Consider the following 12,619-nt stretch of genomic DNA (forward strand, 5'->3'; position numbering starts at 1 on the left):
GGGTCAGTCCTTCGGCAACGGATGGTTGAAGCGGCTGGCCGGGCGCAGCAGGATCCAGGTGAAGGTGCAGGCGCTGGCCGTGCAGGCCCAGAACATGAAGAAGCCCAGGGTGTAACCAAGTCCCCGACTGATGTCGATGTCGGGGAAGGTGATGTCGCGCAGCACCAGCGGGTCCACGAAGGCAAAGAACACCATCGTCGCCACGCCGGCCGCGAAGAAGCTGGGCCACAGGATGGCGCCGAGCCGCTGCGCCATCGGGCGCGGCGGGTGGTCGAACGCCGGGGCCGCTTCCACCTTCATGGCGTGGGCCTGGCCTCGGTGCCGTGCGACAGCGACCAGACGTAGGCCGCCGCCAGCCGCACGCGGGTCTCGCCGATGATCGGGCCGTGCGCGGGCATCATGCCGGCGCGGCCGGCGTGCAGGCCTTCGCGGAGGGTGTCGAAGTCACGGCCGTACAGCCAGATGTTGTCGGTCAGGTTGGGGGCACCAAGCGCCGGATTGCCCTTGCCGTCCACGCCGTGGCAGGCCGCGCAGATGCCGGCGAAGCGTGCCTTGCCGGCTGCGGCCAGGGCCGGATCGGTGCGCGTGCCGGACAGTCCCTGCACGTAGGCCACCACTTCGGTCACGCCGATGTCGCCGCCGATGGCCGGGGCCAGCGCCGGCATCGCCGCCTGGCGGCCGTCGTGGATGCTGGTGAAGATGTCCTGCGGCGTGCCGCCCCACTGCCAGTCGGCATCGGTGAGGTTGGGGAAGCCGCGGGCGCCGCGCGCATCGGCGCCGTGGCACTGGGCGCAATGGTTGGCGAACAGGCTGGCGCCGAAGGCCACGGCCTGCGGATCGCGGGCTACCTCGTCGATCGGCATCTTCTCGAAGCGCCCGTAGGCTAGCTGAAGGCGCGCGTCCGCATCGGCCTTGTCGGCGTCGTGTTCGCGCGCCGAGGTCCAGCCCGAGCTGCCGGCGAAGTTGCCCAGGCCCGGGTACCAGGCCAGGTAGCCGATGGCGAACACGATGGTGAGGTAGAACAGGTTGATCCACCAGCGCGGCAGCGGCTTGTTGTATTCGGTGAGGTCACCGTCCCAGACATGGCCGGTGGTTTCGGAGGTATTGGCATCGGACTTGCGCTTGCGCGCGGTCCACCACAGCAGCCAGGCCGTGGCCAGGATGTTGAGCGCCACCAGGGCGATGACGTAGATCGACCAGCCGGTGGTCATGGCGCGTCCTCGGGGTTTTCAAGGGGAATGCGGGCGGCGTCGTCGAACTCGGGCTTGCGGCGTCCGCTGTAGGCCCAGGCGGCGCCGGCCAGGAAGGCCAGCAGGGCGGCGACGGTGACGAATCCAGTGATCATGTCGGTCAGCCCTTGGGAGCCTGCAGGCCCAGGCCCTGCAGGTAGGCGATGAGCGCGTCGAGCTCGGTCTTGCCGGCGACGTCGGCGGCCGCGGCGTCGATCTGCGCGTCGGTGTAGGGGTCGCCCAGGGTCTGCAGCGCGCGCATGTTGCGCACGGTGGCGCTGGCATCCACCGGCACGTTCGCCATCCACGGGTAGCCGGGCATGTTCGACACCGGCACCACGTCGCGCGGGTTGATCAGGTGCGCGCGGTGCCAGTCGTTGGAATAGCGGCCGCCGATGCGCGCAAGGTCCGGTCCGGTGCGCTTGCTGCCCCACTGGAAGGGACGGTCGTACACCGACTCGCCGGCCAGGGAGTAATGGCCATAGCGCTCGGTCTCGTGTCGCAGCGTGCGCACCATTTGCGAGTGGCAGTTGTAGCAGCCCTCGCGCACGTAGATGTCGCGGCCCGCCAGCTGCAGGGCGGGGTAGGGCGTGATGCCGGCGATCGGCTTCACGGCCTCGGCCTGGTACATCAGCGGCACGATCTCGGCCAGTCCGCCGAAGGAGATGACCACGGCGATCAGGATGGCCATCCAGCCGATGTTGGTTTCGATTTTTTCGTGGCTCATGTCCGTGTCCTCAGGCGTGGCCGGGCTGGATGGCGGGCGGCAGCACCGGCGTGGCCACCAGTCCCCGCGCCTGCTGGAAGGTGCGCACCATGTTCACCACCATGATCACCATGCCCGCCACCACCAGCGCGCCGCCGAAGAAGCGGATCAGGTAATAGGGGTAGTTGAACTTGACGATCTCGACGAAGGCGTAGGTGAGGCTGCCATCCGGATTGCTGGCGCGGGCCATCAGGCCCTGGCCGATGCCGGCGACCCACATCGAGGCCGCGTAGAGCACCACGCCGATGGTGTGCACCCAGAAGTGCAGGTCGATCATCTTCATCGACGCCATGTCCTTCAGGCCCAGGCAGCGCGGGATCACCATGTAGATCGAGCCGATGGAGATCATGGCCACCCAGCCCAGCGCGCCGGAGTGCACGTGGCCGATGGTCCAGTCGGTGTAGTGGCTCAGGGCGTTGACGGTCTTGATCGACATCATCGGGCCCTCGAAGGTGCTCATCATGTAGAACGAGATGGCCACCACCATGAACTTGATGATCGGATCGGTGCGCAGCAGGTGCCAGGCGCCCGAGAGCGTCATCACGCCGTTGATGGCACCGCCCCACGAGGGCGCCAGCAGGATCAGCGAGAACACCATGCCCACGCTCTGCACCCAGTCCGGCAGCGCCGTGTAGTGCAGGTGGTGCGGGCCGGCCCACATGTAGATCGCGATCAGCGCCCAGAAGTGCACGATCGACAGCCGGTAGGAGTAGATGGGCCGGTTGGCCCGGCGCGGCACGAAGTAATACATCATGCCCAGGAAGCCGGCGGTGAGGAAAAACCCGACCGCGTTGTGGCCGTACCACCACTGCACCATCGCATCCACCGCGCCCGAGTACACCGGGTAGCTGTGCAGCAGGCCAGCCGGAATCGCCAGCGAGTTGACGATGTGCAGCAGCGCGACCGCGATGATGAAGGAGCCGTAGAACCAGTTGGCGACGAAGATGTGCTTGACCCGCCGCCTGGCGATGGTGCCGAAGAACACCACGCCGTACGCCACCCAGACCAGGGTGATGAGGATGTCGATCGGCCAGGCCAGCTCGGCGTATTCCTTGCCCTGCGTGTAGCCCAGCGGCAGCGTGACCACCGCCGCCAGGATCACCGCCTGCCAGCCCCAGAACACGAAGGCGGCCAGCTTGTCCGAGATCAGCCGCACGTGGCAGGTGCGCTGGACCACGTACAGGCTGGTCGAGAACAGCGCGCAGCCGCCGAAGGCGAAGATCACCGCGTTGGTGTGCAGCGGACGCAGCCGGCCGAAGCTCAGCCAGGGCAGGTCGAAGTTGAGCGATGGCCAGTACAGCTGGGCGGCGATCAGCACGCCCACCACCATGCCGACCAGTCCCCAGACCACGGTCATCACTGCGAACTGCAGCACGACCTTGTCATTGTAGGTGTCAGCCTTGTTGTCGAGCGTCATCGGAGAGCCCCTGTTTGCCTGGCGTGGAGTATGGGCAGCGGCTTCGAAGCGACGCTTGATCGAAGTCAATTCAGGCCGCGCCTGGCGTGGACGGGGGCGCGGGGCCCCGTGCCAGCATCGGCGCACGCGCCCGGGAGGGTCTGTGCGGCAAGCCACATGGCGGCATTGCCACCGTCGCGACGCGCGGCGGGCTACTCTGCACCCCGGCCATCCGCCGCCCCCGGGACTTCCCATGAACACCAGCGCAAACAACCCAGCCGGACCCGACACACCGGGTGCCCGCGACCTCTTCGCCGCCCATGCGCTGGCCGCGCTGATCGGCGGGCCCAAGCTCGCCGGCGTGCCGCGCGCGGATCCCGCGGGCATGGCCCGCCAGGCCTGGGAATATGCCGATGCGATGATGCGCGCCCGCGCCGGCGGCTGATTCAGACCGCGCGGGCCTGCGCGACCGGCAGCGCCGCGTGCAGGTAGCGGTCGAAGCAGGCCGCGATCACCCTGAGCAGCATGCGCCCGCGCGGCGTGGCGCCGAACGCGCCAGGTTGCTGCCAGGCCAGGCCGTCGGCGACCAGCGCGGAGAGGCGCTTCAGGTCCGGCGCGAAATAGGCCGCGAACGTGATGCCGTGGCGCTCCTCCAGCGTGGCGATGTCCACTTCGCCGCGGCACATCAGCTGCTGGATCAGGTCGGCGCGCAGCAGGTCGTCCGCGTCCAGCACCAGGCCCCGCCAGGTCGGCAACTGGCCGGCGTCGATGGCCGCTTCCCAGGCCTTGAGCTCGCGCGGGTTCTGGCTGTAGGTGTCGCCGACGTGGCTGATCGCGCTGACCCCGAGGCCGATCAGGTCGCAGTCGGCGTGCGTGGTGTAGCCCATGAAGTTGCGGTGCAGGTCGCCGCGCTCCTGCGCCAGCGACAGCTCGTCCTGCGGCAGCGCGAAGTGATCCATGCCCACATGGCGGTAGCCGGCCGCCGACAGCGCCTCGATCGCCAGCCGCAGCAGGCCCAGCTTGGCCTCGGGGTCGGGCAGCTGGCTCTCGTCGATCTGGCGCTGTGGCTTGAACAGGCTGGGCATGTGCGCGTAGCTGTAGATGGCCAGCCGGTCGGGGCGCTGCGCGATCACGGTGTCCAGCGTGCGGGCGAAACCTTCGAGGTTCTGGCGCGGCAGGCCGTAGATCAGGTCGATGTTGACCGACTGGAAGCCGCGCCGGCGGCAGGCCGTGATCACGGCGTTGGTTTCCTCCACCGACTGCAGGCGGTTCACGGCCTGCTGCACGACCGGGTCGAAATCCTGCACGCCCAGGCTGGCGCGGTTGAAGCCCATGAAGGCCAGGGCCTCGATGTCGCCGGGCTGGATCGCGCGCGGATCGATCTCGATCGAGAAGTCGCGCGAGGGCGACTGGCTGAACCGGAAACGGCTGGCCAGCTCCTCCATCAGTTCGCCGATCTCGCGCGAGCTGACGAAATTGGGCGTGCCGCCTCCCAGGTGCAGTTGCACCACCTCGCGGTCGCGGTCGAACAGGGCGCCGACCCGCGCCGCCTCGGCGCCGAGCCGGGCCAGGTAGGGCGCGGCGCGGCCGGGGTCGCGGGTGATGACGCGGTTGCAGCCGCAGTAGTAGCAGGGGCTGGCGCAGAAGGGCAGGTGCACGTAAAGGGACAGCGGCCTGGGAATCGGGTCCTGGTTGCTGCACTGCGCCGCCCGGGTGAATTCGGCGGGCCCGAAGCCGGCGCCGAACTGCGGCGCGGTCGGGTAGGAGGTGTAGCGCGGGCCCGGCCGGTCGTGGCGACGCAGCAGGTCCGGGTCGAACGGGGGAATGGCGGCCATGGTGCGCAGGCTAGGGCGGCGACGGCCCTGGCGCCTTGACCTCGATCAATCCGGGGCCTGGCCCGGGCGGGTCAGATCCAGCGGGCGCGGCGCAGCACCACGAACAGGCCGCCGACGATCGCGGCGGTGGCGCCGATCAGGATCCAGTAGCTGTACCGGCCGCCCAGCTCGGGCATGTGGGTGAAGTTCATGCCGTACCAGCTGGCCACCAGGGTCGGCGCGGCCAGCAGGCCGGCCCAGCCGGCCAGCCGCTTCACCACCTCGCCCTGGGCCACCGTGACCAGGGCCAGGTTGACCGACATGGCCGCCGTCAGCATCTCGCGCAGGGTGTCGGTGGCGTCGTTCACGCGCAGCGTGTGGTCGAACACGTCGCGGAAGTACAGCCGCATTTCCTCGCCCACCAGCTGGGTGTGCACGCGGGTGAGCTGGCCGGTGATGTCCTGCATCGGCGCCACCGCCAGCCGCAGCCGGGTCAACTCGCGCTTGAGTTCGTAGAGCTTGACGATGGTCTCGCGGCGGAAGCTTTCGGCGAAGATGTCCTGCTCGAGCTCGTTGAGCTTGTCGCGGAACTCGTCGACGATCGGCAGGTAGTTGTCCACGATGAAATCAAGCACGCCGTAAAGGCCGTAGCTCGGTCCGATGGCCAGCAGCTCGGGCTCGCGTTCGCAGCGGGCGCGCACCGGTGCATAGGACAGCGAGGCGCCGTGGCGCACGGTCAGCAGGTAGCGCGGGCCCATGAACACATGCGTTTCGCCGAAGGCCACCTGGCCGGCGATGGCCTGGGCGGTGTGCACGGCGATGAACAGTGAATTGCCGTAGGCCTCGATCTTGGGACGCTGGTGTGCGTGGTGGGCGTCCTCGATGGCCAGGTCGTGCAGGTCGAATTCTTCCTGCAGGCTGTCGAGCAGCGATTCCTCCGGTTCGTACAGGCCGACCCAGACGAAGCTGCCGTCGTCCACGGCCAGCACATCGCTGATCTGCTCCAGGGTGATGTCGCGCTTGCTGCCGTCGCGGCCGTAGGCCACGCAGTTGACCACGCAGGCGGGCGTGGCCGGGGCGGGGGCCACGGCGTCGGCGGGAGTCAGCGAAGGCGGGGGCGTGGGGGTGTTCATCGCGGCATCATCGGCGGCCGCGGCCGGGGCGGCAAGTCGCGCCGCCTCAGGCCGGGGCGTCGGCGCGCGGCACGAAGCTGCGCAGCAGGGCCCAGTGCAGCGGCAACAGCAGCAGCACCCACTCCACGTTCTCCTGCGGGCGGAACGGCAGGAACTTCAGGAAGCCCGCGACCGCGGCGCAGCCCACCACGGCCCACAGCAGCCAGCGGAAGCGCGGGCCGGGCTGGCGGCCCCGCAGCAGGGCCCAGCCGCCGGGCAGCAGGGCCAGGCACAGCGGGCTGAGCAGCAGCAGGTTTTCGTTGGCGTAGCCGGCGACGTGGGCGCTGGCGGTCCAGATCAGCAGCATCACCGTGCCCAGCAGGCCGGCCAGCGTCCAGAAGCCCAGTGCGGCGGCGGCCAGGGCCCGCGGCGCTCGGCGCCGGGCGAACAGGGCCAGGGCGGCCAGCGCGAGTCCGGCGAACAGCGCCGGCACGCGCAGGCGCGGGGCTTCGTCGGGCGGCTGGCCGACGCGGTGCGGCAGCAGGGTTTCTTCGCTGGCCACCAGCGGGCGGCCGTCCTCGCCACGGGCCTCGCGCAGCGCATCGCGCAGGCGCATCGGGATGAAGCTTTCGTCCCAGCGCGACAGCGGCCGGTCGGCGTAGGCGCCCAGGCCCAGGTGGAAGCCGATCGCCATCCACGGCGCTGGCGCCGCCAGGCGCACCGATTCACTGCGGTAGGTGTTGCCCTGCGAGCGCCCGGTGAGCTGGGGCTTGAGCCGGCCGCCCAGGGCTTCGTCGAGCGCATCGCGGACCTTGGTGGAGCAGTTGCTGGTGTAGTAGTCGTAGGTGTAGCGGGCGTTTTCCGGGCGGGCGTTTTCCGCCAGCGCCCGGGCCAGCGCGGTGGCGCGCGCGGGCTCCAGGTCGAGCCACTGCACGCCGACGCCGCGGCCCAGCTCGGCGTAGCGGGCCAGGTCCTGCTGAAGTGGCAGCGCGACCAGCAGGTACTGCATGCGGCCGCGGATGAAGTTGGGTACGAAGCCGGGTTCGTCCAGGTCGAAGTAGCCGAAGTTGTAGGCGATCTCGCGGCCGGTGGCCGGGTCCTGCACCACGATGGCGTTGTGGCCGAAGCGTTCGAAGAAGATTTCGCCCGGCTCCATGGTCACCACGCCGATGCGCGGGGCCGGTGGAGCCGGAACCCCCTGTGCCATGGCCGGCCAGCACAGCAGTGCCGCGAGCCAGAGCAGCACGGCCGCCGCGAAGGGCGGCCGCTCAGTCCGGGGCATGCACGCTGAGCACGAAGGTGTGCACGCGCCGGCGGTCGGCGCGGCCGACGCGGAAGTGGAAGCGACCCAGGGCCAGCTCTTCGCCGGCCTCGGGCAGGTGGCCGATGGCGGCGGTGACCAGGCCGCCGATGGTGTCGTATTCGTCGTCGTCGAAGTCGGCGCCGAACTGGTCGTTGAAATCGGAGATCGGCGTCAGCGCGTCCACCATGAACTGGCCGTCGGCCTGGGCGGCGATCAGCTTGGCCTCGTCGGCGTCGTCGTGCTCGTCGTCGATCTCGCCGACGATCTGCTCCAGCACGTCCTCGATGGTGACCAGGCCGGCCACGCCGCCGTGTTCGTCCACGACGATGGCCATGTGGTTGCGCGAGAGGCGGAATTCCTTCAGCAGCACGTTCAGGCGCTTGGATTCGGGGATCAGCACGGCGGGGCGCAGCAGTTCGCGCACGCTGGCGGGGCCGCCGTCGGCCACCATGCCGCGCAGCAGGTCCTTGGCCAGCAGGATGCCGAGGATTTCGTCGCGGTCTTCGCCGTGGACAGGGAAGCGGGAGTGGCCGGATTCGACCACCAGCTTCATCAGGTCCAGGAACTTGGCGTCCAGGGGCAGGGACACCATCTGGGAGCGGGGCACCATGATGTCGCCAACCTGCTGCTCGGACACCGACAGCGCGCCCTCGAGCATCTTCAGGGTATCGGCGCCCAGCAGGCCGTTGGCCTGGGCGTCGCGCAGGATCTCGACCAGGTCGTCCCGGGTCTGGGGTTCGCCGGAAAAGGCCAGGCTCAGGCGTTCAAGCCAGGAGCGGCGTTCCGGCGGGCTACTAGGGGAATCTTCGGACATCTCGGCTGGGCAGGCGCCACCAGGGGCGGGCCCCCGATTGTAGCCATCTTCCGTAAACCGCACCGCGTATTTCTTCAGTCTCAATGAGACTGAAAACATACCAGGTATGTTTTCAGTAGGGGTCGGGGAGGCCGAGGGTGGCGAGGATCTCGCGTTCGAGTTGCTCCATGGCCTCGGCTTCGCGGGTGTCCTCGTGGTCCAGGCCCAGCAGGTGCAGGACGCCATGGATGGTGAGGTGGGCGTAGTGGGCCGACAGGGGCTTGCCCTGTTCCTGGGCCTCGCGGGCCACCACCGGGGCGCAGATCACCAGGTCGCCCAGCAGGGGCAGGTCCACGCCTTCGGGCAGTTCGGCCGGGAAACTGAGCACGTTGGTGGCGTAGTCCTTGCCGCGGTAGTGGCGGTTCAGGGCCCGGCCTTCCTTGGTGTCCACCAGCCGGATGGCCAGGTCGGCGCGGCGGATCCGGCCCTGCGCCGCGGCCGCCGCCCAGCGCCGGAAGCTGACCGCCGACGGGATGCCCGCCCGCGGCAGGCCATAGCTCACGCTCACGTCCAGCTGGACCGGACCCCGGGTCATTCCTGCGACTCCTTGCCGTCGCGCGCATCGTAGGCCCGCACGATCCGGGCCACCAGCGGGTGCCGCACCACGTCGTGGGCGGTGAAGAAGGTGAAGCTGATGCCCTCCACCCCGCGCAGCACGTCGATGGCGTCGCGCAGGCCCGACTTCTGGTGCTTGGGCAGGTCGATCTGGCTCAGGTCGCCGGTGATCACCGCGGTGGAGCCGAAGCCGATGCGGGTCAGGAACATCTTCATCTGCTCGACCGAGGTGTTCTGCGCCTCGTCCAGGATCACGTAGGCATCGTTGAGCGTGCGACCGCGCATGTAGGCCAGCGGCGCGATCTCGATCACGTTGCGCTCCAGCAGCTTGGCCACCTTCTCCACGCCCAGCATTTCGTAAAGCGCGTCGTACAGCGGCCGCAGATAGGGGTCGACCTTCTGGCTCAGGTCGCCGGGCAGGAAGCCCAGCTTCTCGCCGGCCTCCACCGCCGGCCGCACCAGCAGCAGGCGCTGCACCCGCGACTCGTTAAGGGCCTCGACCGCGCTGGCCACCGCCAGGAAGGTCTTGCCGGTGCCGGCCGGACCGATGCCGAAGTTGATGTCGTGCGTGGCGATGGCGTGCAGGTACTTGACCTGGTTGTCGCCGCGCCCGCGCACCGTGCCGCGCTTGACCTTGATGCTCACGTCCTGCGGCGAGTAACCCTCACCACCCGCGATGCGTTCCAGGCTGGCGCTGCCCAGGTGCGCATGGATCTTGTGCGAATCCAGGGTCTCGGACGCGGCCTCCTCGTACAGCCGGCGCAGCAGCGCCTCCGCCGCCGCGGCCGGCTTGGCCTCCCCGGTCACGCGGAACACGAAGCCGCGGTTGGCGATTTCCACGCCCAGGCGCAGTTCCACCTGCCGCAGGTGCTCGTCGAACGGACCCGACAGGTTGGCCAGGCGTTCGATGTCTTCGGGTTCGAGGACGAATTCGCGGTGAGGGGTGGGTTTTTTCATTTTTTTTGCCACGGATTTACGCGGATGGACGCGGATAAAAAGCGATGCCCGGCTGGACTGACGCGTGCAAAAGAGTTCACGGCGAACACGGAAGTGGAAGCTTCGGTGTAGCCAGTGTGCCCTCACTCACCAACGAATTCCCGCGCGAATGAAATCCGGTTTTATCCACGTTCATCCGCGTAAATCCGTGGCAAAAATCAACCCACCACCTCGCCCCGCAGCGAATTGGTGCGCGCCTCGGTAATGCGCACGTCCACGAACTGGCCCACCAGCCGCGCTGCGCCCGGGAAGTTGACGTTGCGCATGTTCTCGGTCTTGCCGGTCAGCTCGCTGGCGTCGCGCGCGCTCGGGCCTTCTACCAGCACCGACTGCACGCTGCCCACCATGGCCTCGGAGATGCGCCGCGCATTGGCGTTGATCGCGTCCTGCAGCCGGCGCAGCCGCGCATTGGCCACGTCCGCCGGCACCTCGTCGGCCAGGTTGGCCGCCGGCGTGCCCGGCCGCCGCGAATACGCGAAGGAGTAGCTCTGGTCGAAGCCGATGTCCTCGATCAGCTTCATGGTGGCCTCGAAATCGCGTTCGGTCTCGCCCGGGAAGCCCACGATGAAGTCCGAGCTGATCACGATGCCCGGCTTGGCCTCGCGCAGGCGCCGGATCTTGGCCTTGTATTCCAGTGCGGTGTGGTTGCGCTTCATCGCCGACAGGATGCGGTCCGAGCCCGACTGCACCGGCAGGTGCAGGAAGCTGGCCAGCTGCGGCACGTCGCGGTGCGCCTGGATCAGCGCATCACTGAATTCCAGCGGGTGCGAGGTGGTGTAGCGGATGCGCCCCACGCCCGGGATGCGAGCCACCGCGCGCACCAGCAGCGCCAGGTCGGCCACGTCGCCGTCGGCCATCGGGCCGCGGTAGGCGTTGACGTTCTGGCCCAGCAGGTGGATCTCGCGCACGCCCTGGGCCGCGAGCTGCGCGACCTCCAGCAGCACATCGTCGAACGGACGCGACACTTCCTCGCCGCGCGTGTAGGGCACCACGCAGAACGAGCAGTACTTGCTGCAGCCCTCGATGATCGAGACGTAGGCGCAGGGGCCCTCGGCGCGCGGTTCCGGCAGCCGGTCGAATTTCTCGACCTCGGGGAAGCTGATGTCCACCTGCGGCCGGCCGGTCTCGCGGCGCGCGTCGATCATGCCGGGCAGGCGATGCAGGGTCTGCGGCCCGAACACCAGGTCCACGTAGGGTGCGCGCCGCAGGATGGCCTCGCCCTCCTGGCTGGCCACGCAGCCGCCCACGCCGATCAGCACCGGCTTGTCGGCCTTGAGCTTCTTCCAGCGGCCCAGGCGCGAGAACACCTTCTCCTGCGCGCGCTCGCGGATCGAGCAGGTGTTGACCAGGATGACGTCGGCCTCGGCCTCGTCGGTGGTCAGCTCCAGGCCGTGCTGGTCGGCGAGCACGTCGGCCATCTTGGCCGAGTCGTACTCGTTCATCTGGCAGCCGTGGGTTTCGATGAAAAGCTTGCCCTTGGCGGGCGCATTCACGGGCATGGCGGCGGTTAATCCGTTCCGTGGGGGGCGGCATTGTAACCCCCGGCCCGGCCGCCCGGCCCCCCGGGTGCTTGGCAACGGGCCCGGGTTGGAGTAAACCTCGCCGGCATGACCGCCTGTCGCGCGCTGACGCTGGCCTGCCTGATCCTTGCCGCCCCGGCCGGGGCCGGCACGCTGTACAAGTGCACCGGCGCCGACGGCATTCCCAACTACACCGGCAAGCGCGTGGCCGGGGCCAGTTGCAAGGTCGTGACCACCTACACCGCGGCCGACTCCCGCCCGCGAGGACCGGCGCCCGTGGCGGCGCCGTCCCCGCCGCCCGCCGCGGCAACCGCCGCGACGGGTACCGCCTCCGCGCCCCGCGCCGTGCCCACCGGGCGGGTCGAATTCCGCACCGCGTCCCCGGGCCAGACACTGGCCGCGGCCAACCGGCCCAGTGGCGCCCGCGTCACCCGCGGCGCGATGTACAAGTTCGAGCGCGACGGCATCACCCACTACACCAACGTGCGGCCGGGCGGCGATGCCGGCGCCAAGATGCTGTTCAGCTACGTCGAGACCTGCTACGCCTGCGGCCTGCTGCCGGGCGTCGATTTCTCCAGCGTGCGCCTCAACACCGAGGCCTATGCCGCTGAGGTCCGTGCCGCCGCCGCCGAGTTCGGGGTCGAGGAGGCCATCGTCCGGGCCATCATCCACGCCGAGTCGGCCTACCGGCCCAATGCGGTCTCCCACGCCGGTGCCCAGGGCCTGATGCAGCTGATCCCGGCCACGGCCGCGCGCTTCGGCGTGTCCGACGTGTTCGACCCCAACCAGAACATCCGCGGCGGGGTGCAGTACCTCGCCTGGCTGCTGAAGCGCTTCAACAACGACCTGACCCTGGCCGCGGCCGGCTACAACGCCGGCGAGGGCGCCGTGGACCGCCACGGCGGCGTGCCGCCCTATGCCGAGACCCAGCGTTACGTGGTCCGGGTGGGCCAGCTGGCCGAGCGCTACCGCGGGGCCCTGGCCGCGAATTGAACCGCCGGCCGGCGTTGTCCCTGCCTCGCTCCCTCCGCTACAATTGCGCGTCTTTGCGGGCCCCCCGGGGTTACGCATCTCG

Annotated in this window: 14 protein-coding genes; 2 read left to right on the forward strand and 12 right to left on the reverse strand. The window is 69.3% G+C overall.

The annotated features are described in order from the left end of the window. Positions 1–3: 3 nt before the first annotated feature. The 5 genes from ACOQFR_RS15205 to ccoN are packed head-to-tail and all read right to left on the reverse strand — an operon-like array spanning position 4 to position 3,412. Entirely contained in the window at positions 4–300 is a 297-nt protein-coding gene (locus tag ACOQFR_RS15205; RefSeq protein ID WP_421383467.1) for a hypothetical protein, read from the reverse strand. Next, complete coding sequence (ccoP, locus tag ACOQFR_RS15210) at positions 297–1,211, reverse strand: cytochrome-c oxidase, cbb3-type subunit III (RefSeq protein WP_421383469.1); 915 nt, start codon at positions 1,209–1,211, stop codon at positions 297–299. The genes ACOQFR_RS15205 and ccoP overlap by 4 nt, the downstream gene beginning before the upstream one ends. Beyond that, positions 1,208–1,345 (reverse strand): CcoQ/FixQ family Cbb3-type cytochrome c oxidase assembly chaperone, encoded by a 138-nt coding sequence (locus ACOQFR_RS15215; RefSeq protein WP_421383471.1) that lies wholly within the window; start codon positions 1,343–1,345, stop codon positions 1,208–1,210. The genes ccoP and ACOQFR_RS15215 overlap by 4 nt, the downstream gene beginning before the upstream one ends. Before the next feature lie 5 nt (positions 1,346–1,350). Further along, complete coding sequence (gene ccoO / locus ACOQFR_RS15220) at positions 1,351–1,956, reverse strand: cytochrome-c oxidase, cbb3-type subunit II (protein ID WP_421383473.1); 606 nt, start codon at positions 1,954–1,956, stop codon at positions 1,351–1,353. 10 nt (positions 1,957–1,966) lie between these two features. Further along, entirely contained in the window at positions 1,967–3,412 is a 1,446-nt protein-coding gene (ccoN, locus tag ACOQFR_RS15225) for a cytochrome-c oxidase, cbb3-type subunit I (protein WP_421383475.1), read from the reverse strand. 232 nt (positions 3,413–3,644) lie between these two features. On the opposite strand from ccoN, the gene ACOQFR_RS15230 reads away from it, so the two are divergent. Then, positions 3,645–3,836: a hypothetical protein gene (locus tag ACOQFR_RS15230; RefSeq protein ID WP_421383477.1), complete on the forward strand. Its 192-nt coding sequence runs from the start codon at positions 3,645–3,647 to the stop codon at positions 3,834–3,836. A 1-nt stretch (position 3,837) separates the two neighbouring features. Here the strand turns inward: ACOQFR_RS15230 and hemN are convergent, their stop codons facing one another. The 7 genes from hemN to miaB form a co-directional block, all read right to left on the reverse strand. Continuing rightward, positions 3,838–5,226 carry an oxygen-independent coproporphyrinogen III oxidase gene (gene hemN, locus ACOQFR_RS15235; RefSeq protein ID WP_421383479.1) on the reverse strand — a complete coding sequence of 463 codons (1,389 nt, stop codon included), beginning with the start codon at positions 5,224–5,226 and terminating at the stop codon, positions 3,838–3,840. 71 nt (positions 5,227–5,297) lie between these two features. Beyond that, a complete protein-coding gene (locus tag ACOQFR_RS15240; RefSeq protein ID WP_421383481.1) occupies positions 5,298–6,338 on the reverse strand; it encodes a magnesium and cobalt transport protein CorA in 1,041 nt (346 codons plus the stop codon). A 46-nt stretch (positions 6,339–6,384) separates the two neighbouring features. Further along, a complete protein-coding gene (locus tag ACOQFR_RS15245; RefSeq protein WP_421383483.1) occupies positions 6,385–7,599 on the reverse strand; it encodes a DUF4105 domain-containing protein in 1,215 nt (404 codons plus the stop codon). Next, positions 7,586–8,434 (reverse strand): HlyC/CorC family transporter, encoded by an 849-nt coding sequence (locus ACOQFR_RS15250; RefSeq protein ID WP_421383485.1) that lies wholly within the window; start codon positions 8,432–8,434, stop codon positions 7,586–7,588. The genes ACOQFR_RS15245 and ACOQFR_RS15250 overlap by 14 nt, the downstream gene beginning before the upstream one ends. Before the next feature lie 112 nt (positions 8,435–8,546). Further along, positions 8,547–9,008, reverse strand: a complete 462-nt coding sequence (ybeY, locus tag ACOQFR_RS15255; RefSeq protein WP_421383487.1) for an rRNA maturation RNase YbeY — start codon at positions 9,006–9,008, stop codon at positions 8,547–8,549. Beyond that, the gene (locus tag ACOQFR_RS15260) at positions 9,005–9,985 is read right to left on the reverse strand and encodes a PhoH family protein (RefSeq protein ID WP_421383489.1); all 981 of its coding nucleotides are present in this window, start codon (positions 9,983–9,985) and stop codon (positions 9,005–9,007) included. The genes ybeY and ACOQFR_RS15260 overlap by 4 nt, the downstream gene beginning before the upstream one ends. A gap of 197 nt (positions 9,986–10,182) precedes the next feature. After that, on the reverse strand, positions 10,183–11,523 hold the full coding sequence (gene miaB, locus ACOQFR_RS15265) for a tRNA (N6-isopentenyl adenosine(37)-C2)-methylthiotransferase MiaB (protein WP_421383491.1): 1,341 nt from the start codon (positions 11,521–11,523) through the stop codon (positions 10,183–10,185). A 108-nt stretch (positions 11,524–11,631) separates the two neighbouring features. Here miaB and ACOQFR_RS15270 point away from each other — a divergent pair, with 108 nt between their 5' ends. Continuing rightward, complete coding sequence (locus tag ACOQFR_RS15270) at positions 11,632–12,537, forward strand: lytic transglycosylase domain-containing protein (protein WP_421383493.1); 906 nt, start codon at positions 11,632–11,634, stop codon at positions 12,535–12,537. Positions 12,538–12,619 lie beyond the last annotated feature (82 nt).

Origin of the sequence: Arenimonas sp. MALMAid1274 (genome assembly GCF_049195245.1) — a bacterium.
Classification (GTDB): Bacteria; Pseudomonadota; Gammaproteobacteria; order Xanthomonadales; family Xanthomonadaceae; genus Arenimonas.

Bases quoted from the DNA above. Each gene is read 5' to 3' on its own strand.
- ccoO (WP_421383473.1), bottom strand. From the start codon at position 1,956: ATGAGCCACGAAAAAATCGAAACCAACATCGGCTGGATGGCCATCCTG.
- ACOQFR_RS15260 (WP_421383489.1), bottom strand. From the start codon at position 9,985: ATGAAAAAACCCACCCCTCACCGCGAATTCGTCCTCGAACCCGAAGAC.
- ybeY (WP_421383487.1), bottom strand. From the start codon at position 9,008: ATGACCCGGGGTCCGGTCCAGCTGGACGTGAGCGTGAGCTATGGCCTG.
- ACOQFR_RS15245 (WP_421383483.1), bottom strand. From the start codon at position 7,599: ATGCCCCGGACTGAGCGGCCGCCCTTCGCGGCGGCCGTGCTGCTCTGG.
- ACOQFR_RS15205 (WP_421383467.1), bottom strand. From the start codon at position 300: ATGAAGGTGGAAGCGGCCCCGGCGTTCGACCACCCGCCGCGCCCGATG.
- ACOQFR_RS15250 (WP_421383485.1), bottom strand. From the start codon at position 8,434: ATGTCCGAAGATTCCCCTAGTAGCCCGCCGGAACGCCGCTCCTGGCTT.
- ACOQFR_RS15215 (WP_421383471.1), bottom strand. From the start codon at position 1,345: ATGATCACTGGATTCGTCACCGTCGCCGCCCTGCTGGCCTTCCTGGCC.
- ACOQFR_RS15230 (WP_421383477.1), top strand. From the start codon at position 3,645: ATGAACACCAGCGCAAACAACCCAGCCGGACCCGACACACCGGGTGCC.
- ccoP (WP_421383469.1), bottom strand. From the start codon at position 1,211: ATGACCACCGGCTGGTCGATCTACGTCATCGCCCTGGTGGCGCTCAAC.
- hemN (WP_421383479.1), bottom strand. From the start codon at position 5,226: ATGGCCGCCATTCCCCCGTTCGACCCGGACCTGCTGCGTCGCCACGAC.
- ccoN (WP_421383475.1), bottom strand. From the start codon at position 3,412: ATGACGCTCGACAACAAGGCTGACACCTACAATGACAAGGTCGTGCTG.
- ACOQFR_RS15240 (WP_421383481.1), bottom strand. From the start codon at position 6,338: ATGAACACCCCCACGCCCCCGCCTTCGCTGACTCCCGCCGACGCCGTG.
- ACOQFR_RS15270 (WP_421383493.1), top strand. From the start codon at position 11,632: ATGACCGCCTGTCGCGCGCTGACGCTGGCCTGCCTGATCCTTGCCGCC.
- miaB (WP_421383491.1), bottom strand. From the start codon at position 11,523: ATGCCCGTGAATGCGCCCGCCAAGGGCAAGCTTTTCATCGAAACCCAC.